Genomic DNA, 22,618 nt, shown 5'->3' with positions numbered 1-22,618 from the left:
ATTATCCCTCCTGTTGATGCAGCAGCTCTAAAATCCGCTGCTTCTGTTCTTTGTATTTACCCTGATCGGCTAATACATCATATGGAAAGTAAAGCTTGTGATCCGTTCGCTTTTTACCTGATATCGCCTCTACGATATCCGATTCCCGAGACAGTTCCCGCAGAGAGCCGTCCGGCATGAGCAGGTTAATCGGCATCCGCTCGTCCTTTTCGCCCGGCCGGTAAAAATCGTACGGAAGGTCTGACGACGAGTCAATCACCAGATAATAGTCGGGGTCGAGACCGATTTCCTTATACAACCGCTTCAGCTCCGGCCAGATTTTCAGCTGTTCACTCGGGTCGCACTCTACGTACTTAAACAGATGGCGGTCCATAAAACGCCCGCATAAATCGCTTAAAATTTCATCCTGCTCCTCGATCCATTCCTGAAAATAATACATGATAACCGATTCGTCGAGCCGGATGTATTCCTCAAGCGTCATCGTCGATTGAAACAGGGACCGAAAGTGATACGGATCGAGCCGGAACGTATAGCCTTCGGCAAGCAACGCCTTGGCCCGGTTTAAAATTTTGCTTAAAATGACTTCCGCACTCCGGGTTACCGGATGAAAATAGACCTGCCAGTACATTTGGTAGCGGCTCAAAATGTAATCCTCCACCGCGTGCATGCCGCTGTGCTTAAACACGGCCTGATCCTCTCCCGGACGCATGACGCGCAGCAGCCGCTCCATATCAAACTGCCCGTAGCTGACGCCGGTATAAAACGCATCCCGGAGCAGATAGTCCATTCGGTCCGCATCAATCTGGCTTGAGATGAGGCTTACGACGAGTTTATTGTCGTAGGTCTTGGCGATGACATCTGCCACCTTTTTTGGAAAGGCTTCTCCCATTTGCAGGAGCACGCGGTTAATTTCCGTATCGCCTAAAATAATCCGCCTCGTCCACTCTTCGTGATCGGTATCGAACACTTTCTCGAAGGAATGGGAGAAAGGACCGTGGCCGACATCGTGCAAAAGCGCCGCGGCCAGGCAGACGAGGCGCTCCTCTTCCTCCCAGGTCATTTTCTTTTCCAGATTTTCCACCATGCGGCGCATAATCTCATAGACGCCGAGCGAGTGGTTGAACCGGGTGTGCTCGGCTCCGTGAAAGGTGACGTAGGTCGTACCGAGCTGCCGGATTCGCCGCAGCCGCTGAAATTCGCGCGTTCCGATCAGCTTCCAGATCAGATCATCGCGGACATGTATGTACCGGTGTACCGGGTCTTTAAATACTTTTTCTTCCGTCAGCTGACCGTCATCGTACTCCATGCTGTATCCTCCCTGACTCCAATTTCCCCTTGCTGTGTTATTCCCTGCACTCCCTTTTGTTAGACATGTTTTATTGTACCGTTCCCCACCTGTCCCGACAATGAGTTTTTCACCTCCACTGTGGTATAATGAGCGGCGGAAACTGATGAGAGAGGAAGAATCCCGTTGACTGATACCGAAATGATTTTAACCAGACCGTGGCAGCTTGTAGACGAGTCTGTTACAGGCCTGGATCTCGATCCGGTGCACTCGTTTGCGATGGATGACACGCTCTGCGAAGCTGCAGCAAAATACGTGAACAGCGGCTTCGTGCGAACGTGGGTACACGACCGCACCATCGTGCTCGGCATCCAGGACAGCCGCCTTCCTTCTATTGAAAAGGGCATCGCCCAATTGATGGACGACGGCTATCACGTTATCGTCCGCAATTCCGGGGGGCTTGCGGTCGTGCTGGACGCAGGCATCTACAACATTTCCCTCGTGCTGTCTGAAGAGCGGGGCCTGACCATTGACCGCGGCTACGAAACAATGGTGGCGCTGACTCGCAAGCTGTTTCCCGAGCTCGGCGAACGCATCGTTGATGGGGAAATCCCTGCTTCCTACTGTCCGGGACGGTTTGACCTGAGCGTAAACGGCCGGAAATTCGCCGGTATTTCCCAGAGACGGATCCGCGGCGGTATCGCCGTACAGATTTATCTCGCTGTGAGCGGAAGCGGCTCAGAGCGGGCAGAGGTTATCCGCCGCTTTTACGATACTGCTGTCCGCGGCGGCGAGGTTCGCTACAGCTATCCGTCGATTCGTCCGGAAGACATGGCCTCGCTGGAAGAGCTCATGCAGCAGCCGCTCACGAATCAAGAGGTGACCGACCGGATTCACAACACGCTCGGCAACGGCCGAATCCCGCTGTTTTCATGGGGGGCGCAGGAAGAAGAACGCTACCGCTACCACCTGGAGCGTATGAAAAAACGGAACGAAAGGCTGTCCCGCTGAGCGGAACAGCCTTTCGCCGTTGGTTAAAGAAAAACGAGCCCCAGCCCGATCACCGCTCCGCTCAGGAACAGCACCCATATGCAAAAGCCCATAATATCACGGGCACTGAGCCCGGCAATGGCGAGTGCCGGCAGCGCCCAAAACGGCTGGACCATGTTCGTCCAGGCGTCTCCCCAGGCAACAGCCATCGCCGTTCTCGCCGGATCTACGCCGAGTGATTCTCCTGCAGAGAGCATAATTGGCGCCTGCACCGCCCACTGTCCGCCGCCGGACGGGACGAAGAAGTTAACGATCCCTGCGCTTAAAAAGGCAAACAGTGGATACGTGACCTCCGTCGACATCGACACAAACCATTCCGAAAACTGCACGGCAAGCCCCGACGCGACCATCATGCCCATGATGCCTGCGTAAAACGGAAACTGGATGATGATACCCCCTGCATTCCGCACTGCTTCTGCCACGCTGGCCAGATAATGGTGCGGCGTTCCATGAAAAAGAATACCAAGAAACAAAAACATAAAGTTTACGATGTTCAAGTTCAAATCCAATCCGGCAGTCAGCAGGTAATAGCCGATGAAAACGAGTCCCATTCCACCGATCACCAGCGAGAGCACCCTGCTGTTTTCAAGCCGCTGCGCCGGTGTCTGTTCGGCTTTATCAGCCGGCTTTTCCGCTTCTTTTTCCTCAATCAGCTTCGGATCGACGTGAACGGCCTCTTTTTCATTCATCATAAACCGGTTTAATATCGGCACTGTAATAAACAGCGCCGCAACGATCATCAAGTTAAACGGAGCAAAAATCGTTTCGCTCGTTGGAATAATGCCGACAATGTCTTCGGTAAAGTGGCCCGGCGTCGCTACTGTTAGTGGAATGGAGGCGGCAAGACCTCCGTGCCAGACGATAAAACCGCTGTATGCACTTGCAATCAGCAGCCGATAGTCCACCTTCGCGATCCGCCGCGCCAGCGCTTTGGCAAAAAGAGCTCCGATGACAAGGCCGAATCCCCAGTTGATCCAGCTTGCCAGAAGCGCAACGAGCGTTACGACAACAATGGCCTGACCGGGTGAATGTGCCGTACGCGCCAGCTGATCCAATCCTTTTTTAAACGGACGGCTGCTCGCCAGCACATAGCCGGTGACGAGCACGAGTACCATCTGCATCGCGAACTCGAGCAGATCCCAGAAGCCTTCGCCCCAGTAAACGACCATCTCCACCGGGGTACTGGGCGTGAGCAGAAGTCCCATGCCGAATACGACCATTGTGAGCACGAGCACAAACAAATACGGATCCGGCAAATACCGCTGCATCAGCCGGGTAGAAAAAGACGTAAGCATCTTCATCTGTATGTCCTCCTATGTATCATGATAGCGCTTACAATAAAGCGCAGCAAAAAGACCGCTGAAAAAGCGGCCTCTTCATGACTAGTTCGCTGCGGGAATGCGTATTCCTCTTTTTTTCTCAAAGCAAACGAAAGCGGCGCCGTATACACGGTGCCGCTTTCCAAAATCGTTTATCGCGCTTTTTAGAACTGGGAGCTTTCGGTAGATTGCGCCAGTGCGAGCGTGGAAGACGTACCGCCGGAAATGACTTGAGACACTTCGTCAAAGTAGCCTGTACCTACTTCCCGCTGGTGGCGGGTTGCCGTGTAGCCGTCTTTCTCAGAAGCAAACTCTGCCTGCTGCAGCTTGGAGTAAGCTGCCATGCCGCGATCCTTGTAATCAAGAGCAAGCTCAAACATGCTGTGGTTCAGCGCATGGAAGCCGGCAAGCGTTACGAACTGGAATTTGTAGCCCATTTTGCCAAGCTCACGCTGGAATTTTTCAATCGTTTCGTCATCGAGCTTCTTCTTCCAGTTGAAGGAAGGAGAGCAGTTGTACGCAAGCTTTTTGCCGGGGAACTTCGCATGAATCGCTTCTGCGAACTGACGAGCTTCATCAAGGTCCGGCTCGCTCGTCTCACACCAGATTAGATCAGCGTAAGGAGCATATGCGAGTCCGCGCGCGATCGCCTGGTCGATTCCTGGGTTTGTGCGGTAGAAGCCTTCCGGCGTGCGCTCACCGGTCAGGAACTCATGGTCTGCCGGATCGATGTCGCTCGTAATCAGGTTAGCCGCATTCGCATCCGTACGGGCAACGATGATCGTCGGAATATCCATTACGTCTGCCGCGAGACGGGCGGATATCAGGTTGCGCACCGCCACCTGCGTCGGCTGCAGCACTTTCCCGCCAAGGTGTCCGCACTTTTTCTCGGAAGAGAGCTGATCCTCCAAGTGTACCCCGGCAGCCCCTGCTTCAATCATCTGCTTTGTCAGTTCAAACACATTCAGCGGTCCGCCAAATCCAGCTTCCATATCTGCAACGATCGGAGCAAACCAGTGCGTGTCGCCTTCTCCTTCTGCCGTCTGAATTTGATCTGCCCGCTGCAGCGTCTGATTGATTTTCTTTACGACGTTCGGCACGCTGTTTGCCGGGTACAGGCTCTGATCCGGGTACATTTGACCGGAGAGGTTGGCGTCAGCTGCTACTTGCCAGCCGCTTAAGTAGATCGCCTGCAGGCCTGCTTTCACCTGCTGCATAGCCTGGTTCCCAGTGAGGGCACCGAGCGCATTGATGTAGTCCTCTTCGTCCATCAGCCTCCACAGTCTGTCAGCACCCATTCTGGCAAGCGTATGTTCAATTTTCACGGATCCTCGCAGCTTCAATACTTCCTCCGGGGAATATGGACGCTCCACCCCTTCAAATCGTTCCGTGTTCCACTGGTTCATTAGCTCTTCGCGTGTTGTCATTCTCATCCACTCTCCTCTTCTGTACTATACAGATTAATTTTATTTGTATTGTTATATAACAAATGATCCGTAAAAAATCAGTCGATATACGCGCAGCAGTGCAGGGCATCCTTTTCATGATCATATTCCATTGAGCAGCATCGGCAAATGTGACCCGGCTCCGGCTCCGGTTTACGGAATACGACGACTTTTTGCGGCGTCCGATCCGTGATATGCAGTTCCTTGTTCTCGTTCATGTCGACTTGCATCACATCATCTCCGTAGACGAACATGGTTTGATGCAGCTCCCCTGCTGTTCTCCCGTTTTCCTGCTGCTGGGCAACCCACTTGGCTGCTAATTCCTTTGCGGTCGAGCGTTGTTTTGTCAGCATGTTCCTCTACCCCTCTCTGAAATAAGATCCCGCCCGCTCCGGGGGACTTCCCCCGGCCGGCGGCTGTTGTTACTGACTGACGTACTGCCGCTGCTTAAACTCGCGGCGGCGCCGGTGAAGAATCGGCTCCGTATAGCCGTTCGGCTGGCGGCCCCCTTCAAGCACAAGCTCGAGAGCTGCCTGGAACGCGTCTGACCGCTCCAGATCTGCGGTCATCGACCGGTATTCCGGATCGTCCGCATTCTGTTTGTCGACGAGTGCAGCCATTTTCGCCATCACCTGCCGCACCTGGTCTTCGCTGCAAACACCGTGTGCAAGCCAGTTGGCGATGTGCTGGCTGGAGATGCGCAGCGTTGCACGGTCCTCCATCAAGTTCGTGCCGTGAATATCCGGCACCTTCGAGCAGCCGATCCCGTGCTCGACCCAGCGGACAACGTAGCCGAGAATACCCTGGGCATTGTTCTCAAGCTCCGCCTGAATCTCTTCAGCAGACCAGCTGCGGTCTGCGGCTACCGGCACGTCAAGCATTCGCGACTGCGGCGGCTCCTGCTCCAGCTTGCTGCGGTGCACCTCCCGTACATCCACCTGATGGTAGTGAAGGGCGTGCAGGACAGCTGCGGTCGGTGACGGCACCCAGGCGGTGCTCCCGCCTGCAAGCAGCTGACCATCTTTCTGCTCCATCATCTGCTTCATCTCATCCGGCATGGCCCACATGCCTTTTCCGATCTGCCCCCGCTCGTGCAACCGGACGCGCAGGCCGGCTGACACGTTCTGCTCTTCATAGCTTCCGAGCCAGCTGCTCGCTTTCATTTCTGCCTTGCGGATCATCGGACCGGCGTGGAAGGATGTGTGGATCTCATCACCTGTCCGATCCAAAAAGCCGGTATTAATGAAAAAGATGCGGTCTTTGACTTCACGGATGCACGCTTTCAAGTTGAGCGATGTACGGCGTTCCTCATCCATTACGCCGATTTTTATCGTATTGGCCGCCAGTCCGTAAAGCTTTTCGATTTCCGTCATCAGGTGATTCGTGAAGGCTACTTCTTTCGATCCGTGCATTTTCGGCTTTACGATATAGATAGAACCTTCGACAGAATTTTGGAAGGGGCTGTTTCCTTTTAAGTCGTGCAGCGCTGCCGCTGCTGTAACGAGCCCATCAATGATTCCCTCCGGTGCTTCACTGCCATCTTCCAGTGTGATCATATCCGTGGTCATCAGATGACCGACGTTTCGGACGAGCATCAGTACTCTTCCGGACAGAGTGACGTCTCCGCCTGACGGCGAGCGGTACGTTCGATCCTCCTCGAGTCTCCTCGTAACCGTTCTCCCGCCTTTTGTAAAGGAGGTTTCAAGCGTTCCCTTCATCAAGCCGAGCCAGCTTCTGTACACTGCTGTTTTCTCTTCTGTATCAACAGCAGCTACGCTGTCTTCTGCGTCCATGATTGACGTAATCGCTGCTTCAGTCAGAATATCCTTTACTCCGGCGGCATCCGTTTTCCCAATCGGGTGATTCCGGTCAATCTGAATTTCCATATGAAGATGATGATGCTCGAGTAAAATGGCTTCCGGCTCTTCTTCCTGCCCGCGCCAGCCCTTCAGCTGGTTAGCAGCGAGGGTTGTTTGGCGATCCGGCAGCTCCGCTTCCAGTTTGCCGCTGCGGATGCGGTAGTGCTGAACCTCGGCATGGCTTCCGTCAGCAAGCGGCATGTGCTGGTCGAGCATCTCCTTTGCCCAGCGGATTACGTCTTCGCCACGCTTCGGATTATAGCTTGTTCCACGCTCTTTTCCGTTTTCTTCAGACAGAATATCGGAGCCGTAAAGCGAGTCATACAGGCTGCCCCATCTTGCATTTGCTGCATTGAGCACATAGCGTGGGTTACTGAGCGGAACGACGAGCTGCGGTCCCGGCTGCTGATTGATTTCCTGGTCAATGCCTGACGTTTCAACGGTAAAGGCTTCCGGCTCGTCCTCCAGATACCCGATCTCTCTTAAGTACCCTTCCTGATCGTCTGTAACATCATGTGTTTCATACCAGCTGTCGAGTTGCTTCTGAAACGCGCGTCTTTCAGCAAGGAGCCTGTCGTTTTCCGGCTTCAGGCCGTTAATCAGCCTGCCTGCTCCTTCCCAAAAGGTTTCTGGACTGACGTCCGTTCCCGGCAGAAGCTCTTCTTCTACAAACGCTTTCAACTTTGGATGTACACGAAGACTTCCAATTCTTACCGCTTCCATAACAACCTCCTTCAAGCAAATGCTTCTGTTTTATAACAGTTTGTTTTCATGTTTATTATTGTATAACAACAAAAAAAGATTGCAATACTTTTTTGGGATTTTTTTTCGAAGGAGCTGCCAAACACCTGAGGCTCTAAGAAAAAAGAATTTTCTTGTGTTGTAGTACACAATGGCCGCTGTGACAAAAAAGCGCAGCTCAGAATCTGCTGGTACTAGCTGTACAACCTGAGACAACCGATACGCAACTGCGGTTGATTCGAATAACTCAACGCCGAAAAGCAGCTTAAACCGTTTTGACGAATAGAGGGAGACAACGTCTCGCAAACGTTCCTTACCTTCCAGCAACTTAGCAATCAACCAAACCGTCAACTTATTTTTTGATGCTAAAAAAACGAGCCGGTGATGTCCGGCTCGTCTCTGATCATGTCTCGATTTATTATTGAAGCCCCTGCATGGCAGTAATCAAGGCCAACTTGTATACGTCTTCCTGGTTGCAGCCTCGCGAAAGATCGTTTACCGGCTTGTTCAGGCCTTGCAGTATGGGACCAATGGCTTCATAGCCGCCCATGCGCTGAGCGATTTTGTAGCCGATGTTGCCTGCTTCCAGGCTAGGGAAAATAAACGTGTTCGCCTGTCCTTTCAGCGGAGAGTCCGGTGCTTTTTTCTCAGCCACGCTTGAAACGAAGGCCGCGTCAAACTGAAACTCACCGTCAACGGTGACGCCCGGTGCTTTCTCCTGGGCGATTCTCGTTGCTTCGACGACGCGCTCGGTTTCCTCGCTCTTCGCAGAGCCTTTCGTGGAGAAGCTGAGCATCGCTACCTTCGGATCGATTCCAAACACTTCTGCTGTTTTTGCGGCTTCAACTGCTGTTTCTGCCAGATCGTCGGCGTCTGGTGCAATGTTAATGGCACAGTCACCAAAGATATAGCGCTCATCGTTTTTAACCATCACGAAAACGCCGGATGTTTTCTTCACGCCTTCTTTTGTCTTGATGATCTGCAGGGCTGGACGGACCGTATCCCCTGTAGAATGAGCTGCACCGCTGACGAGTCCGGTCGCTTCTCCTGTATAAACGAGCATTGTACCGAAATAGTTCGGCTGCTTCAGGATCTCTGCCGCCTGCTCGCGCGTATTCTTTCCTTTACGGCGCTCTACAAATGCATCAATCAGAGCGTCCATTCCTTCATACGTTTCCGGATCGAGTATCGTCAGTCCGGAGGCATCCACCTCCAGGCTTTTTGCCTTGGCAAGGACGTCCGCTTCATTCCCAATCAGAAGCGGATTCATAACGCCCTCCGCTTTCAGCCGTACAGCAGCTTCCAGAATCCGTTCGTCTGTTCCTTCAGGAAATACGAGCGTCGGATTCGCGCTGCGGACCTGTTCTTTTATATCTGTAAACATGTCGCTCACAGAAATTCCTCCTTTAATTCATCACATTAGTACTAGCATACCCGTTCCGCCAGGAAAAATAAAACGTTGGAAGGGCTTTCGAAGGAAAGTTCTAATTTTCTGAAACAGACTGTTCCTCCTGAAGTAAAATCCTGTATACTAGAACTATAATGAATGAACATTCAGTCATTTCGATAAGGAGGTATTGTATGCTATTTGAACCGCTGAAATTGAATACGCTTACACTGAGAAGCCGCGTCATGATGGGCTCGATGCATGTAGGGCTGGAGGGGCTTGACCGCGGCGAAGAAAGGCTGACCGAATTCTACCGACGCCGGGCTGCAAATGGCACGGGACTGATCGTCACGGGCGGCGCAGCCGTGTCTCCTGAAGGAAGCGGAGGCGGACATGATTTTATGACGATTTACAAGCCGGAGGATGCAGAGCGGTGGAAGCCGATGACGGAGGCCGTCCATGAAGAAGGCGGCGCGATTGCCCTGCAGCTGTTTCACGCGGGCCGCTACGCGTATAAGCAGATGACCGGCCTGGATCCGGTGGCGCCTTCTGCAATCCGCTCGCCGATCAATCCGGATACGCCTAGAGAGCTCTCTGCAGAAGAAATCGAGCAGCTGATTGGTGCATTTGCAGCAGGAGCCGTGCGGGCAAAGGAAGCCGGCTTTGATGCGGTGGAAATCATGGGATCCGAAGGGTATTTAATCAATGAATTTATGTCACCAGTTACGAATCAGCGCACGGATGACTGGGGCGGTTCTTTTAAAAAAAGACTGCGCCTGCCTGTAGCGGTGATGGAAGCCGTGCGTTCTGCAGTCGGTGCTGATTATCCTATCGTATACCGCATGTCGGGGCTTGATTTAATTGAAGGCAGCACGACAGAGGAGGAAACGCTCCGCTGGGCGCAGGCGCTTGAAGAAGCAGGTGCAGATGCGCTGAATATCGGAATCGGCTGGCATGAATCCCGTGTTCCAACGATTTCAATGAAAGTGCCTCGCATGAAGTTCGTTCCTGTTGCAGAGCGGATTTCCGGACACGTCTCGATTCCAGTGATCGCCAGCAACCGCATCAACGATCCGCGCGACGCTGAGGAAGTGCTCAGCCGGGGGACGGTGCAGCTCGTGTCCATGGCACGTCCGTTTTTGGCCGATCCTGCTATCTTATCGAAAGCGCAGGATGGGCGCTTTGAAGAGATTAATACGTGTATTGCCTGTAATCAGGCGTGTCTCGATCACGTGTTCGAAGGAAAAGCGGCTACCTGCCTCGTCAATCCAGAGGCTGGCCGGGAGCTGGACCTCCCGCTTCATCGTGCCGAAGCGCCGAAGCATATCGTTGTTGTCGGCGCAGGGCCCGCTGGTCTTGAAACAGCGCGCGTTGCCGCTGAACGCGGACACCGGGTCACGATCGCCGACAGCCGCACCGAGCTTGGCGGACAGCTCAACTACTCCAAGCGGATTCCTGGTAAAGAGGAATTTTACGAAACGCTGCGTTATTTCCGCGTCCAGCTTGATAAGCTCGGTGTGGACGTCCAGCTTGGTAAAACGATGGAACGAACAGATCCACTGTTTGAAGAAGCCGATGACATCGTGATTGCGACCGGTATTCTTCCGAGGCAGCCTGACGTCAGCGGCTTAGAGAGGACCGTTTCCTACCGGGACATTTTTGATGAAAAGGTACAGCCTTCCGGCAAAATCGTTATCATTGGCGGCGGCGGGATTGCCTGTGATCTCGCACTGTTTCTTGCCGACAAAGGGATTCATGATATCACACTTCTGCAGCGGGGCACCTCGTTTGCACGCGGAATCGGGAAAACGACACGCTGGGCCACGCTTATGGAAATGAAACAGAAGGGGATTCGTATGACAGGCGGCGTGGAAGCGTATGAGGCTGTAGAAGAAGATGGCCTCCGAATCACCATTGAAGGAGAAAGCACGCTCGTTCCGGCAGATATGGTCATCACCGCGGCCGGACAGCTGATCAATCATGAACTGGCAGAACAGCTGTCAGAAGACGGACGCCGCGTTCACGTAATCGGCGGTGCCAAAGATGCCCTGGGACTTGATGCAAAAAAAGCGATTTATGACGGTGCCGTAACTGCACGCGCACTGTAGAGAGGAGCTTCACATGAAAACGACTGTAACCTATGAGGTGAAAGACCGTACAGCGCTGATTTCCATGAACCGGCCGGAAGTTAAAAACGCGATCAATAAAAAGATGCACGAGGAGCTGTATCAGGCGTTTACGAAGGCGAATGAAGACAGCGAGGTCCGTGTGATCGTCTTAACCGGCAGCGGCGATTCCTTTTCCAGCGGTGCCGACTTAAAAAGCATTCCGGTGACGGAGCTTGCGTCATTTGATCACGGCAGTTATTTAGAGGAAACCTACAACCGCCTCGTTCTGCTCATGGATCGGATAGAAAAGCCAATTGTCGCTTACATGAACGGCATTGCCGTCGGAGCAGGGCTGAGCCTGGCGCTTGCCTGCGATTTCCGCTATGCCGAAAAGGACAGCGTGATGGCACTGAGCTTTCTTAAAATCGGTCTTGCTCCGGATGCCGGCGCCTCCTACTTTCTCCCCCGCCTCGTCGGGCTCGGGAAAGCAATTGAATTTGGCACTGGCAAAACGATTCCGGTCGAGGAAGCCCTCTCCTCCGGACTCCTGAACGGCCTCGGCTGGCCGGAAGCACTGGTCAAAGCACTTGTGTCTGCGCCGCTTCCGGCCTACGGCCTGATGAAGCAGAACATGAAAACCGGTGCAGCCTCTTCTCTTGAGGATACGCTGGAGGCCGAAGTCCGTGCACAGCGCATTGCCGGCAAGTCGCGCGCGCACCAGCAGGCGCTGGAGGCATTTATTCAAAAGAGCCGCTGATATCACTCTGTTTGCGAACTCCCCCGCTCCACAGGTATAATAAGCGGTGGACTACTTACAGAAGAAGAAATGGAGTGAAGCAGCATGGCAGAACCGGCAAAAACGCTGGACGGGTGGTATTGCTACCACGATTTCCGCACGATCAATTGGGCTGAATGGAAGCAGCTGAGCGAGACTGAGCGTGACAGCATCCTGAACGAGTTTCTGGAGCTCGCAAAACAATGGGATGACACCCAGGCTAAATTCGAAGGAAGCCACGGGCTGTATTCGATTCTCGGCCAAAAAGCAGACCTGATGATTCTTTGGCTCCGTCCGACGATGGACGAGCTGATTGAGCTTGAAAATGAATTCAACAAGACGCGGCTGGCCGCGTTTACGACGCCGACGTATTCTTACGTATCGGTTGTCGAGCTGAGTAACTATCTGCCGTCGGACAAGGATCCGGAGCAGGATCCTGAGATTCAGGCGCGGCTGAAGCCGATCCTTCCAAAGTGGAAGTACGTCTGCTTCTATCCGATGGACAAGCGCCGCGACGGCGATGACAACTGGTACATGCTCTCGATGGAAGAGCGTTCCACGATGATGCGCAGCCACGGCATGATCGGCCGCACATATGCCGGCAAGGTGCGCCAAATCATCTCCGGTTCTGTCGGATTTGACGACTGGGAGTGGGGCGTGACACTGTTTGCTCACGACGTGCTTCAGTTTAAGAAGCTCATATACGAAATGCGCTTTGACGAAGTCAGCGCACGCTACGGCGACTTCGGCACGTTCTACGTCGGTCAGACAATGGACGAAAGCGACATTAAGCCATACTTCAGCATCGCTGAATGAACGTAAAGAAGAGAGGGCTCATCCACGATGGATGAGCCCTCTTCAGGCTGCTAAAAAAGTTTTTCAACTTACATGTTTATTCGTTTGTTTGTATTTCCCTTCTGCTTACCGAGCCTGCCGTGGGCTGTCCTTCAGCTATTTCTCAGGGTGACCCCTGAGAAAGGATCTTTAGACTGCTTGTTGGAGAAAAACGTCACGACAGACGCGACTGCTTTTTTCCGTTTATTATGCATTCGATGAAGGACTGACATCCCTATTCAACATCGAAACATCTCATGGGGAAGATCTATCCTGTATGGAACCTGATCGTGCAGTCCTAACCAGGTAGGTGAAACGGACTGCCAGCTGCCGACATCGAAGGATCTCGACTCCTGGAGGATCAGAACGAGGCGAAGATCCAGCGCTTCCGACGGAAGAAGGAAGAGCCGATCCCGTTCCCTCCGGAAAGCGAGGGTCCGCAGATACAGGCAGGTGTAAGGTTATTCACTAAAAAATACGTTATCGACACTTTGGATAGGGCTCATCCACGATGGATGAGCCCTCTTTTTGCGCAGGTGTTCAAGCTGTTGGAAGCTGTCTTGTTCGGAGCTGTGGTTATTCGACAATCGCGGCGATGGCGATGAGCACCCATCCGATGAGGAAGGCGAGGCCGCCGATCGGCGTGATCGCTCCAAAAATCCGGATCCCTGTGAGGCTGAGTGTATAAAGGCTGCCGGAAAAGATGACGATGCCGGCCGTAAACGCCCAGCCTGCACCGTGCAGCAGACCGTGCGAGGACAGATGCTGGGTCAATACAGCGACGGCGATGATCGCGAGTGCATGAATCATGTGATACTGTACGCCGGTTTCAAACGTTGCCGTGTATCCGGTTTGTTCCAGCCTTCCTGCCAAAGCATGTGCCCCGAAAGCACCGATTGCGACAAACAAGAACGACATAACAGCGCCAATCATTAAAAATAATTTCATTGCGAGTAAACTCCCTTTCCTGGCTGAGGTTTTCCTTTGCGAAGGTCCCTTCTCCCTACTATAATAGGCACACAGACTGATTCTGAAAGGAGGGGACGGTTTGTCCTCTATCGACATACGGCCATATACGCTTGATGATTATAATGAATTGCTGCTGATTCAGAAAGAAGCTTTTCCTCCGCCTTTTCCAGAGGAGCTGTGGTGGTCGCGCGCTCACATTGAAGCGCACGCTGCCACCTTCCCTGAAGGCGGGATGATCGCTTTTTACAACGGTGCGCCTGCCGGGTCGGCTACGTCGCTTATTACGACCTTGCATGAGGGATCGCACACGTGGGATGAGGTTGCCGATCACGGCTACATCCGTGGCACACATGACCCGAACGGCGATACGCTTTACGGCATTGATGTGTGCGTCCGGCCGGATTACCGCGGGCGGGGCGTTGCTTCTGCTCTGTATGAACAGCGCAAACAGCTCGTCCGAGGGCTCGGGCTGGCGCGTTATGTAGCAGGCTGCCGCATTCCCGGCTACCGCGAATGGGCAGACCGTCTCTCACCCGGGCAGTACATGCAGGAGGTCGCGGCAGGACGCATCCACGACCTCGTCTTAAGCTTCATGCTTCGTCAAGGGCTCACGGCGGTCCAGCCGCTGCCCGGCTATGTGGAAGACGATGAATCTCATAACTACGCCGTGCTCGTCGAATGGCGCAACCCGGACGTTAACCGCTAAAAATCAAACAGGCTGTCGCTGTCCGGCTTATCGCCATCATCATAAAAGCTGCTCCGCTTCTCCGGCTCTTGCGCCGGAGCGGCCTGCTTTTTCACCTGCTCTGGTGTCGCATGACGCACCGGTTCCGCTTTATAATAGGTGCCGGTGTGCTGCGACTCCAGCAGCAGCTCGCAGTACGTTTTCAACGACTGGGCATGATCCCGGTAGGACGTTGCTGTCTCCCCGCTCATGCTCTGCTTCAGCTTGGCAAGCTCCGATTCCATTTTTTCGATCACCAGTTTTGCCGGTATATCCATTGCAGTTTCCGCTCCTTTCGTTCCCGGCTCTTATTGTACTCTTTTCCTGTTCAAAACGAAAGACAGAACAGCCGTCCCGGTATCGATACCGGGACGGCTGATTGATGCGTCATTATTTTTTACTGCTGAGCTCTTCTTCAGACAGCTTCATAAACGTTTCAACGTCCTCTTTCAGAAAGTCGATGGCCTTCTGCCAGAAATCCGGCTTTGTGATATCTTCACCGAGGTGTTTATGGGCGAGTGTTTCGACGTCCAGCCTGCCTGTATCTCGAAGCAGCTCCGTGTACTTCGCTTCAAACGACGTTCCTTCTTCTGCGGCACGTGCATAGATGCCCATGCTGAACAAGTAGCCGAAGGTGTACGGGAAGTTGTAAAACGGAACGCCGGTGATATGGAAGTGAAGCTTCGATGCCCAGAACATCGGCGAGTACTCACTCAGTGAATCCTGATAGGCTTCTTTCTGCGCTTCCGTCATCAGTTCATTGAGACGCTCCTGGCTGACCAGTCCGTTCTTCCGCTCTTCGTAAAAACGGGTTTCAAACAGAAAACGTGAATGGATGTTCATGAAGAAGGCCACGCTTCTGTTTAATTTGTCATCCAGCAGCTGCAGCTTTTCTTTGCGTGATGATGCCTGCTTGACGGATGCATCGGCAACGATCATTTCTGCAAACGTAGACGCTGTTTCCGCCACGTTCATCGCATATCCCTGCGCCATATACGGCATGTCGTTCATGACGTGCTGATGATAGGCGTGTCCTAGCTCATGCGCAAGCGTCGCCACGTTCGAAGCCGATCCGTCATAGGTCATGAAAATACGGGACTGCTCGCGGATAGGGAAACTCGTGCAAAAACCTCCCGGACGCTTTCCGTCGCGATTTTCCGCTTCGATCCATTCTTCTTTGAACGCCTTTTCCGCAAATGCAGCCATTTCCGGGCTGAAGCGGCCAAACTGCTCGATAATCATATCTGCCGCATCATCAAACGATACCTGCGGCACTTCCTTTGTGAGCGGTGCGCTGACGTCGTACATTGCCAGCTTTTCGACACCGAGAAGCTCTGCCTTGCGGTTCAAGTAGCCGGTGAAAAGTGATTTGTTATGCTCAATTGTTTCCCACATCGTATCGAGTGTTTCCTGCTTCATGCGGTTGATCATGAGCGGTTCCTTCAGCACATTTTCCCAGCCGCGTGCTTCATACGAAGCGAGACGGAATCCGGCAAGGTGGTTCAGCGAGCTTGTAAACAGCTCCGCTTCCTTTTCCCAGGCCTGTTCGAACTGGCGGAAAACGTGGCGTCTGACCGCCCGGTTTTTATCAGACATTTTATTGGCAGCCTGCCCGACGGAATAGCTGCGCTTTATGCCTTTTTCGCGAATATCCACCTTCATGCGGCCGACGATCGTGTTGTAAAGCTCGCCCCATGCGTGATAGCCGTCCGTTGACAGCTTTTGAATCAGCTGCTCCTGCTCAGATGGAAGTTTTTCTTTCGCCAGATCGCGGCGTTCCTGCAGGTTTTCTGCAATTTTCTGCATCGTTTCCTGCTCCATAAACGTATGCCACTGCGCATCTGTAAACTGAAGCAGCTGCTCGTCGACGATGGAGAAAAGCTGACGATAAAGCGATGCCAGCTCTTTTGTCTTTCCGCCGAGCCGGCGCGCTTCTTTATCGTGCACGTCCTGAGCTGTCAGACAGCTGACGAAGGCGTTTACTTCACGCACCTTCATGCCGACTGTCTGCAGCCGCTCAATCGCATACGCCCACTCTTCCGGATCAGGAGCATCTTTCGCCGCTGCTTTCTCCAGCTTCAGCTTCATCGTGGACAGATCCGTTTCGGTGTTCGTTAAAAACTGAGCGAACTGCTTGGAGCTGCTTCCGCCCTTAAAGATCGAGTCCAGATTCCACGTCTGCCGGTAGCGCCCTTCCTTAGAGCTGCCTCCTCCGCGGACCGCTGTGCCGATACGGTGCAGGTCTTCGTTTTCAAACACGTGCAGACCGCGGCTTTCGGACTGTGCGATCAGCGCCATTGCTTCTGCTACGACGGATGCTTCGATCGGCGCCAGCTTCTGCAGCGGGCCCTTCAACCAGCCTTTTACCGGCTTCGTCAGCATTTCAGCTGATTTTTCACCGAGCCTGAACTCATACCGCTCTCCCGTCAGCAGGGATGGACGAATGATGTGCAGTGTCGGCAGCTCCAGTGCCATGAGTGCTTCCTCCATGCTGCCCTTTACCTGATTATAGAAAAAGCGGGATTCCCGGTCCGCTCCCATTGCAGATACCGCGAGGACCCGGCCGCAGTTATGTTTATTGGCAAGCTCCGCTATTTTCAGCGGATATAAGTAGTCGACCTGCATAAAGTTTTCGCGGGACCCGGCTTTTTTAATCGTGGAGCCGAGGGCGATAAACACATCGTCCACCCCTTCAAACGCTTCTGCATACTGCTCGAGGGCATCAAAATCGACGACATGCTCTGTGACGTTTTCATGATCATGAAACGGTGTGCGCCTTCTCGTTAACAGCCTGACGTTATCGTACGCGTTCTGTTCAAGGAGCTTTTCGGTGAGCTGTCGTCCGACAAGCCCCGTTGCTCCTGCAACTAATGCTTTTTTCATCTCGGTCACCTCAATTGTTGTCATTTTTAAACACTGTGTTAAAGATACCATGATCGTTCTACTCACTTAAAGCAGCATGCCTTTCTGATACGGCTGCCGGGAGCCGGAGGGTAAACAAAGATCCTTCTCCCGGACGGGACATAATGGACATGTGCCCGTTCATCTCTTCCACGTAACGAAAGCTCATCGTCAGGCCAAGCCCTGTGCCTGTCGCTTTGCGCGTAAAGAACGGCGTGCCGAGCCGGTCAATCACCGGCTGCTCCATGCCGATTCCCGTATCTTCAATTCCAACGAGCATGGCGCCGTCTTCCCAATCGGTCATCATACGAAGCTCTCCGCCGTCCGGCATCGCTTCCACAGCATTTTGAACCAAATTGACGAGCACCTGCTTCAGCTTGTTCCGATTCACGTGCGCCTCCGGAAGCTTAGGATCGAGCATCAGCTGCCAGCTGATGCCCTTCGATCGCAGCTGGGATTCCTGCAGCGTGATCACATCCCGGATGACTTGATTGACGTCGGTGATTCTCCGTGCAGAATCTGCATCCGGATCAGCTGTATCCAGCAGTTCATGGATAATCGTATTCACCCGGTCAATTTCGTCGATCACAAGCTGGTAGGAGGCGTCGCTCATAAGCGTACGGTTTTGATGATTGAGCTGGATAAAGCCGCGGATCGTGGTAAGCGGGTTACGCACCTCATGGGCAAAGCCTGCCGCCATCTGAGCCACCACCTTCAGCTTTTCCGAACGGATCATCTCCTGCTCGGCGGTCTGTCGATCGGTAACGTCGTAGCACATGACGAGCAGCTCTTCTTGTTCTTTTGTCGGCAACGGCGCCGTCAGCACGCTATGTATCCTTGTTTCCCCTTCTGCCTGCAGCGTAACCTGCTGTTCGCTGACGCTGTTAAACGAGATTTGATCTGACATCTGCCGAAAGGCACTTGAATGTACCATCAGCGCATCGATACTTACAGCTTCTTCAGCCGGTACGCCAAACATAAACGCACTCGTCCGGTTCCAAAGCGTGATGGCGCCTGTTTTCCGGTCGAAGGCAAAAACCCCGTTGTCACTTGATTCAAGCGCAAGCGTTGAGCGCCGGTGAAAGGCCTCCCGTTCCTGCAGCTTTGTGGCCATCGCATCGAACGACCGGTTCAGCTCCATCATTTCCCGGTAGTGGCCGTGAAAGGCTTCCTCTTCCCGCTCTCCGGAAGCTAGCGCCCGCGATTTGCGGACGAGCTGCCGCACGGGATTCGTCAGCCGCTCTGCAAGCCAGTAGACAGCGATGATAAGCAGCCCGAGCACAAAGCCGAAGCCGGCAACGTAGCTGATCATCAGGTTCATCAACGGCGTCTGCAGCACCTGCTCATCTGCTGCGACACCCAGATACCAGCTTTGTTCAAAGCCGGGAAAGCTGTCTATCTCGGCTACTGATACCAGTTCACCGCTGTCTGTCGAGACAATGGCACCTTCTGAAGCAGCTGAAAGCATGTCATCATCCAAGTAGGCTTCTTCCAGCACAAGTGATTCGTCCGGATGCGACAGGAGCTCCCCGCCGCTGTCCATCAGCATCGCGTAGCCGGCATCGCTGCTTTGAATAAACCCGCTGATGTCCTCCTGAAAGTTTTGGATCGTAAAGATCGGCAGCAGCATCCGGACCAGTTCATTGTCCTCATCGTATACCGGAGCTGCAAAGGCAAGCACTACTTCATCCAGCAGCGGTGAGCGGTAAATCGAGGATACTTGTGCGCTGCCGGCAAGCACCTGCTGAAACCAGGGACGGCCGCTTACGTCCTGTCCGTAAAGGCCGCTTCGTCCATCCGTCAGTACGATACCGCGGGGATGAATGATGAAAACATCGTCATAGCGGGTATGAACGTCCAGAAACTGATTGAGCTGCTCCCGCATTTCCGTTGCCGTTGAAAACGGATTGCGGAGCACGTCATTTTCTGCCAGGTAGCGGGTATCTGCCAGCCTGTCTTCTAAGTAACGGGCCGTTTCGGCCGTGATCTGACTGCTCTGCTGCCGCAGCTCCCGCTCCACCTGCCGCGTCAGCTCTTCCTTTTGAGAAGTATAGCCGATAACAGCGATGAGGAGCATCGGGAGCACAGACACGAGCAGCATAAAAATAAAAAGCTGGTGACTGAGTCTTCTTTTCATAATCCTGGTCAGCCGCCCTCATACCAGCGGATCAGCGCCTGCGTGCCTTCGTCCGCGCGGCCGTTTTCAGCCAGCTGTCCGTACAGCTTGCGGGCCAGCTGCAGTCCCGGAAGCTCTAGCTTCAGCTCCTCGGCTGCCTGCAGCGCGATCGACATGTCCTTAATAAAATGCTTAATATAAAAGCCTGGCTCCATATCATCAGCGATCATGCGGCGCCCAAGTTTGGTCAGCGAAAAGCTGCCCGCAGCGCCTGTTTCAATCGTCTGCAGCACCTGCTCCGGATCGAGTCCTGCTTTTTCTGCAAATGCTAATGACTCCGCGACCCCAAGCATGGTGCCGGCAACAGCGATCTGATTCGCCATTTTCGTAAACTGGCCCGATCCCGCAGCTCCGAAGTGCTCGATTTTTTTCCCCATGATGCGAAACAGTGCTTCACCGAGCGTAAAGGCCCGGGCGCTTCCGCCGCACATAATAGCAAGCTCGGCGTTTCTGGCACCGACGTCGCCTCCTGAAACCGGTGCGTCCAGTGCATGCAGGCCTGCAGCTTCTGCTTCAGCGGCAATTTTTTCGGCGAGCAGCGGACTGGATGTTGTCATGTCGATTAGCAGTGCTCCCTGCTTTGCCTGCCGGATCAGTCCCGCCTCTCCAAAATAGAGCGCCTCAACATCCTCTGGGTAGCCCACCATCGTGATGAGGGCGTCCGTGTGCTGCGCCAATTCTGCCGGTGTATTATGCCAGACGGCCCCGTTTTGCACCAGCTTGTCTGCTTTTTCTTTTGTGCGGGTGTAAACGTGGAGCGTATAGCCGGCTTCCATCAGATGCCCTGCCATACTCGCTCCCATCACTCCCGTTCCAATAAAACCGACATCCTTCATGCTCTCTCTCCTTTTATGCGAATTTTTCCGGACTGGAGCCAAACCGCATGTCTTCATTCCAGGCGGTCATCGTATCCACATCGCCGCTGCTCAGTTCAAAATCGGTAATGGCCGCATTTTCACGAATGCGCTCCGGCGTCACCGATTTGGGCACTGCCGCAACGTGTCGCTGCATGTTCCAGCGGAGAATAATCTGAGCCGGCGTTTTGCTGTAAGCTTGGGCCATGCGGACCAGCTCCGGATCCTTCAGCTTTCGTCCCCGGGTGAGCGGACTCCACGCCTGCAGCTGAATGTTGTTATTTCTGCAGTAATTGTAAAGCTCGGGCTGGGTCAGCCACGGATGATATTCCACCTGATTCACCATCGGTTGGATTTCCGCTGTTTCCTGCAGCCGCTGCAAATGCCTGACGAGGAAATTACTGACTCCGGCTGCCCTTATCCAGCCTTCCCGGTACAGCTTTTCGATTGCCCGCCACGTTTCCGGATACGGGGTGTCGGGCCAGTGAATCAAGTACATGTCAACGTAATCGACGCCGAGCTTTTTTCTGCTTTTCTCAAACGCCCGGAGCGTTTCTTCATAGCCCTGCTCGGTATTCCACACCTTCGTCGTTAGAAACAACGTTTCACGTGAAACACCGACATCGCGGATGGCCTGCCCTGTTTCGGACTCATTGTCATAATAGGAGGCGGTGTCAATCAGCCGGTAGCCGGTCTCAATCGCCGTCCGAACGGCAGGCCCTGTTTCTTCCTGGTCTACTTTATACACACCAAAACCGAGACACGGCATTTCCGTGCCGTTGGCCAGTGTCCACGTATCTGCTAATGATTTCATCGTTTTGCCTCCTCCGGGTCGAGCGGCAGACACCAGTCGATCGGCTCGCTTCCCCATTCCTGCAGCTTCTCATTGATGGCAGAAAAGGGCCGGCTGCCAAAGAAGCCGCGGTTAGCTGAAAATGGACTCGGGTGCGGCGATGTCAGCACGAGATGCTTTTCCTCATCCACCCGCTCCCGCTTTTCCTGCGCAGGTTTTCCCCATAAAAGGAAGATCAGCGGGGTGTCCCGTTCATTCAGCCGGTCGATCACTTCGTTTGTGAACGTTTCCCAGCCCTTCCCCCGATGAGACTGCGGCTCTCCAGCCCTTACGGTGAGCACCGTATTCAGCATCAGCACACCCTGTTCTGCCCACTTTTGCAAATGTCCGTGCTGAGGAGCAGGACACCCTACGTCCGCTTCCAGCTCCTTGTAAATATTGACGAGCGAGGGCGGCACTTTGACGCCTGGCTTTACGGAAAAGCTCAAGCCGTGCGCCTGTCCTTTGCCGTGATAGGGGTCCTGACCGAGCAGCACAACCTTAGTCTTTTCAAACGATGTAGCATGAAACGCGTTCATAATGTCGTTCTTAGGCGGGAAAACAGCCTGCTGCTTGTATTCCTCTTTTAAAAATGCACGCAGGTCATGAAAGTAATCCTTCGCGAGCTCACCGCCGATCACCTGCTGCCAGTCATTTTGAAACGCATCTGCCATTCTGTACGCTCCTCTCACGCCTGTTTACTTCGCCAGACGAAATATAAATTCCTTCCCCGCTTTCATTTCCCTTGAATACAGATCTGAAAACAGTTTCGGCAAAAGCCGTCTGTTCGTCATCTTCCCTGACTGAGTCAGGCTTTTTACTCAGTACTTCTTTCGCAATCCATCTAATTATGGCATACTAAAAGAGACTATCGAATCAAAGGTGGGTAGCTTAAGCAAACCTTTGTACCTATGTAAAGGGAATTTCTATCTTCATTATACAGGAGGGAACGAGATGACTCGATTGTTGATTACAGATGATGCAGCTTTTATGCGAATGACGTTAAAAAAGATGGTGACGGATGCCGGCTACGAAGTCGTCGCTGAAGCAGAGAATGGCCTGGAGGCTGTCGCTATGTATGAGGAGCATAAGCCGGATCTCGTAACGATGGATATTACGATGCCGGAAATGAACGGTATTGAGGCACTGGAAAAAATCAAAGCGTTAGACCCGGATGCCAAGGTTATTATGTGTTCTGCCATGGGACAGCAGAAGATGGTGGTCGATGCGATCCAAAAAGGAGCCTCTGATTTTATCGTAAAGCCATTTGATGAAGCACGCATTAAAGAATCCTTTGAAAAAGTGATGAGCTGACTCCCTGTCTTGACTAGCCGCCTCTTCCTGAGTGCGGCTTTTTTG

The 22,618-nt window shown here is 53.4% G+C and carries 19 protein-coding genes; 6 read left to right on the top strand and 13 right to left on the bottom strand.

The window, feature by feature from the left end:
- Position 1 precedes the first annotated feature (1 nt).
- Positions 2 to 1,306 (bottom strand): HD domain-containing protein, encoded by a 1,305-nt coding sequence (locus ACSZLD_RS11035; protein ID WP_444685198.1) that lies wholly within the window; start codon positions 1,304 to 1,306, stop codon positions 2 to 4.
- 165 nt (positions 1,307 to 1,471) lie between these two features.
- On the opposite strand from ACSZLD_RS11035, the gene ACSZLD_RS11030 reads away from it, so the two are divergent.
- On the top strand, positions 1,472 to 2,296 hold the full coding sequence (locus ACSZLD_RS11030) for a lipoate--protein ligase family protein (protein WP_444685197.1): 825 nt from the start codon (positions 1,472 to 1,474) through the stop codon (positions 2,294 to 2,296).
- 23 nt (positions 2,297 to 2,319) lie between these two features.
- Here the strand turns inward: ACSZLD_RS11030 and ACSZLD_RS11025 are convergent, their stop codons facing one another.
- The 5 genes from ACSZLD_RS11025 to pta form a co-directional block, all read right to left on the bottom strand.
- A complete protein-coding gene (locus tag ACSZLD_RS11025; RefSeq protein ID WP_444685196.1) occupies positions 2,320 to 3,636 on the bottom strand; it encodes a short-chain fatty acid transporter in 1,317 nt (438 codons plus the stop codon).
- A gap of 182 nt (positions 3,637 to 3,818) precedes the next feature.
- Positions 3,819 to 5,081, bottom strand: a complete 1,263-nt coding sequence (gene aceA / locus ACSZLD_RS11020; protein ID WP_377909165.1) for an isocitrate lyase — start codon at positions 5,079 to 5,081, stop codon at positions 3,819 to 3,821.
- A 77-nt stretch (positions 5,082 to 5,158) separates the two neighbouring features.
- On the bottom strand, positions 5,159 to 5,452 hold the full coding sequence (locus ACSZLD_RS11015; RefSeq protein ID WP_377909096.1) for a hypothetical protein: 294 nt from the start codon (positions 5,450 to 5,452) through the stop codon (positions 5,159 to 5,161).
- A 69-nt stretch (positions 5,453 to 5,521) separates the two neighbouring features.
- Positions 5,522 to 7,681: a malate synthase G gene (locus ACSZLD_RS11010; protein ID WP_444685195.1), complete on the bottom strand. Its 2,160-nt coding sequence runs from the start codon at positions 7,679 to 7,681 to the stop codon at positions 5,522 to 5,524.
- Positions 7,682 to 8,117: 436 nt separating this feature from the next.
- Positions 8,118 to 9,092, bottom strand: coding sequence for a phosphate acetyltransferase (gene pta / locus ACSZLD_RS11005; protein ID WP_377909094.1), 975 nt, complete (start codon positions 9,090 to 9,092; stop codon positions 8,118 to 8,120).
- 188 nt (positions 9,093 to 9,280) lie between these two features.
- Here pta and ACSZLD_RS11000 point away from each other — a divergent pair, with 188 nt between their 5' ends.
- The 3 genes from ACSZLD_RS11000 (at position 9,281) to hemQ (ending at position 12,785) form a co-directional block, all read left to right on the top strand.
- Positions 9,281 to 11,194, top strand: a complete 1,914-nt coding sequence (locus ACSZLD_RS11000) for an oxidoreductase (RefSeq protein ID WP_444685194.1) — start codon at positions 9,281 to 9,283, stop codon at positions 11,192 to 11,194.
- 13 nt (positions 11,195 to 11,207) lie between these two features.
- Positions 11,208 to 11,951, top strand: a complete 744-nt coding sequence (locus ACSZLD_RS10995) for an enoyl-CoA hydratase/isomerase family protein (RefSeq protein ID WP_444685193.1) — start codon at positions 11,208 to 11,210, stop codon at positions 11,949 to 11,951.
- An 84-nt stretch (positions 11,952 to 12,035) separates the two neighbouring features.
- Entirely contained in the window at positions 12,036 to 12,785 is a 750-nt protein-coding gene (hemQ, locus tag ACSZLD_RS10990) for a hydrogen peroxide-dependent heme synthase (RefSeq protein ID WP_444685192.1), read from the top strand.
- Positions 12,786 to 13,379: 594 nt separating this feature from the next.
- Here the strand turns inward: hemQ and ACSZLD_RS10985 are convergent.
- Complete coding sequence (locus ACSZLD_RS10985; protein ID WP_377909090.1) at positions 13,380 to 13,751, bottom strand: DUF423 domain-containing protein; 372 nt, start codon at positions 13,749 to 13,751, stop codon at positions 13,380 to 13,382.
- A gap of 100 nt (positions 13,752 to 13,851) precedes the next feature.
- Between ACSZLD_RS10985 and ACSZLD_RS10980 the strand changes: the two genes are divergently transcribed.
- The gene (locus ACSZLD_RS10980) at positions 13,852 to 14,478 is read left to right on the top strand and encodes a GNAT family N-acetyltransferase (protein WP_444685191.1); all 627 of its coding nucleotides are present in this window, start codon (positions 13,852 to 13,854) and stop codon (positions 14,476 to 14,478) included.
- Here ACSZLD_RS10980 and ACSZLD_RS10975 read toward each other — a convergent pair.
- The 6 genes from ACSZLD_RS10975 to ACSZLD_RS10950 all read right to left on the bottom strand — a co-directional run bounded on the left by ACSZLD_RS10975 (position 14,475) and on the right by ACSZLD_RS10950 (position 21,933).
- On the bottom strand, positions 14,475 to 14,774 hold the full coding sequence (locus tag ACSZLD_RS10975) for a YwdI family protein (RefSeq protein ID WP_377909088.1): 300 nt from the start codon (positions 14,772 to 14,774) through the stop codon (positions 14,475 to 14,477). The genes ACSZLD_RS10980 and ACSZLD_RS10975 overlap by 4 nt on opposite strands.
- Before the next feature lie 112 nt (positions 14,775 to 14,886).
- Positions 14,887 to 17,379 (bottom strand): M3 family oligoendopeptidase, encoded by a 2,493-nt coding sequence (locus tag ACSZLD_RS10970; RefSeq protein ID WP_444685190.1) that lies wholly within the window; start codon positions 17,377 to 17,379, stop codon positions 14,887 to 14,889.
- Between the two features lie 58 nt (positions 17,380 to 17,437).
- Positions 17,438 to 19,534, bottom strand: coding sequence for a cache domain-containing protein (locus ACSZLD_RS10965; RefSeq protein WP_444685189.1), 2,097 nt, complete (start codon positions 19,532 to 19,534; stop codon positions 17,438 to 17,440).
- Positions 19,535 to 19,542: 8 nt separating this feature from the next.
- Positions 19,543 to 20,409, bottom strand: a complete 867-nt coding sequence (locus tag ACSZLD_RS10960; RefSeq protein WP_377909085.1) for an NAD(P)-dependent oxidoreductase — start codon at positions 20,407 to 20,409, stop codon at positions 19,543 to 19,545.
- 13 nt (positions 20,410 to 20,422) lie between these two features.
- A complete protein-coding gene (locus ACSZLD_RS10955; RefSeq protein ID WP_444685188.1) occupies positions 20,423 to 21,241 on the bottom strand; it encodes an aldo/keto reductase in 819 nt (272 codons plus the stop codon).
- A complete protein-coding gene (locus tag ACSZLD_RS10950) occupies positions 21,238 to 21,933 on the bottom strand; it encodes a uracil-DNA glycosylase (RefSeq protein ID WP_377909083.1) in 696 nt (231 codons plus the stop codon). Before ACSZLD_RS10950 ends, ACSZLD_RS10955 begins: the two co-directional genes overlap by 4 nt.
- A 280-nt stretch (positions 21,934 to 22,213) precedes the next feature.
- Here ACSZLD_RS10950 and ACSZLD_RS10945 point away from each other — a divergent pair, with 280 nt between their 5' ends.
- On the top strand, positions 22,214 to 22,573 hold the full coding sequence (locus ACSZLD_RS10945; protein ID WP_444685187.1) for a response regulator: 360 nt from the start codon (positions 22,214 to 22,216) through the stop codon (positions 22,571 to 22,573).
- Positions 22,574 to 22,618 lie beyond the last annotated feature (45 nt).

It is taken from the genome of Alkalicoccus luteus (assembly GCF_052061695.1).
GTDB classification, from domain to species: domain Bacteria; phylum Bacillota; class Bacilli; order Bacillales; family Salisediminibacteriaceae; genus Alkalicoccus; species Alkalicoccus luteus.
This window is presented reverse-complemented; position numbering and strand designations above follow the sequence as displayed.

Excerpts from the sequence above, each read along its gene's own strand:
- ACSZLD_RS11035 (WP_444685198.1), bottom strand. The coding sequence starts at position 1,306 with ATGGAGTACGATGACGGTCAGCTGACGGAAGAAAAAGTATTTAAAGAC.
- ACSZLD_RS11025 (WP_444685196.1), bottom strand. The coding sequence starts at position 3,636 with ATGAAGATGCTTACGTCTTTTTCTACCCGGCTGATGCAGCGGTATTTG.
- aceA (WP_377909165.1), bottom strand. The coding sequence starts at position 5,081 with ATGACAACACGCGAAGAGCTAATGAACCAGTGGAACACGGAACGATTT.
- ACSZLD_RS11015 (WP_377909096.1), bottom strand. The coding sequence starts at position 5,452 with ATGCTGACAAAACAACGCTCGACCGCAAAGGAATTAGCAGCCAAGTGG.
- ACSZLD_RS11010 (WP_444685195.1), bottom strand. The coding sequence starts at position 7,681 with ATGGAAGCGGTAAGAATTGGAAGTCTTCGTGTACATCCAAAGTTGAAA.
- ACSZLD_RS11000 (WP_444685194.1), top strand. The coding sequence starts at position 9,281 with ATGCTATTTGAACCGCTGAAATTGAATACGCTTACACTGAGAAGCCGC.
- ACSZLD_RS10995 (WP_444685193.1), top strand. The coding sequence starts at position 11,208 with ATGAAAACGACTGTAACCTATGAGGTGAAAGACCGTACAGCGCTGATT.
- hemQ (WP_444685192.1), top strand. The coding sequence starts at position 12,036 with ATGGCAGAACCGGCAAAAACGCTGGACGGGTGGTATTGCTACCACGAT.
- ACSZLD_RS10985 (WP_377909090.1), bottom strand. The coding sequence starts at position 13,751 with ATGAAATTATTTTTAATGATTGGCGCTGTTATGTCGTTCTTGTTTGTC.
- ACSZLD_RS10975 (WP_377909088.1), bottom strand. The coding sequence starts at position 14,774 with ATGGATATACCGGCAAAACTGGTGATCGAAAAAATGGAATCGGAGCTT.
- ACSZLD_RS10970 (WP_444685190.1), bottom strand. The coding sequence starts at position 17,379 with ATGAAAAAAGCATTAGTTGCAGGAGCAACGGGGCTTGTCGGACGACAG.
- ACSZLD_RS10965 (WP_444685189.1), bottom strand. The coding sequence starts at position 19,534 with ATGAAAAGAAGACTCAGTCACCAGCTTTTTATTTTTATGCTGCTCGTG.
- ACSZLD_RS10960 (WP_377909085.1), bottom strand. The coding sequence starts at position 20,409 with ATGAAGGATGTCGGTTTTATTGGAACGGGAGTGATGGGAGCGAGTATG.
- ACSZLD_RS10955 (WP_444685188.1), bottom strand. The coding sequence starts at position 21,241 with ATGAAATCATTAGCAGATACGTGGACACTGGCCAACGGCACGGAAATG.
- ACSZLD_RS10950 (WP_377909083.1), bottom strand. The coding sequence starts at position 21,933 with ATGGCAGATGCGTTTCAAAATGACTGGCAGCAGGTGATCGGCGGTGAG.
- ACSZLD_RS10945 (WP_444685187.1), top strand. The coding sequence starts at position 22,214 with ATGACTCGATTGTTGATTACAGATGATGCAGCTTTTATGCGAATGACG.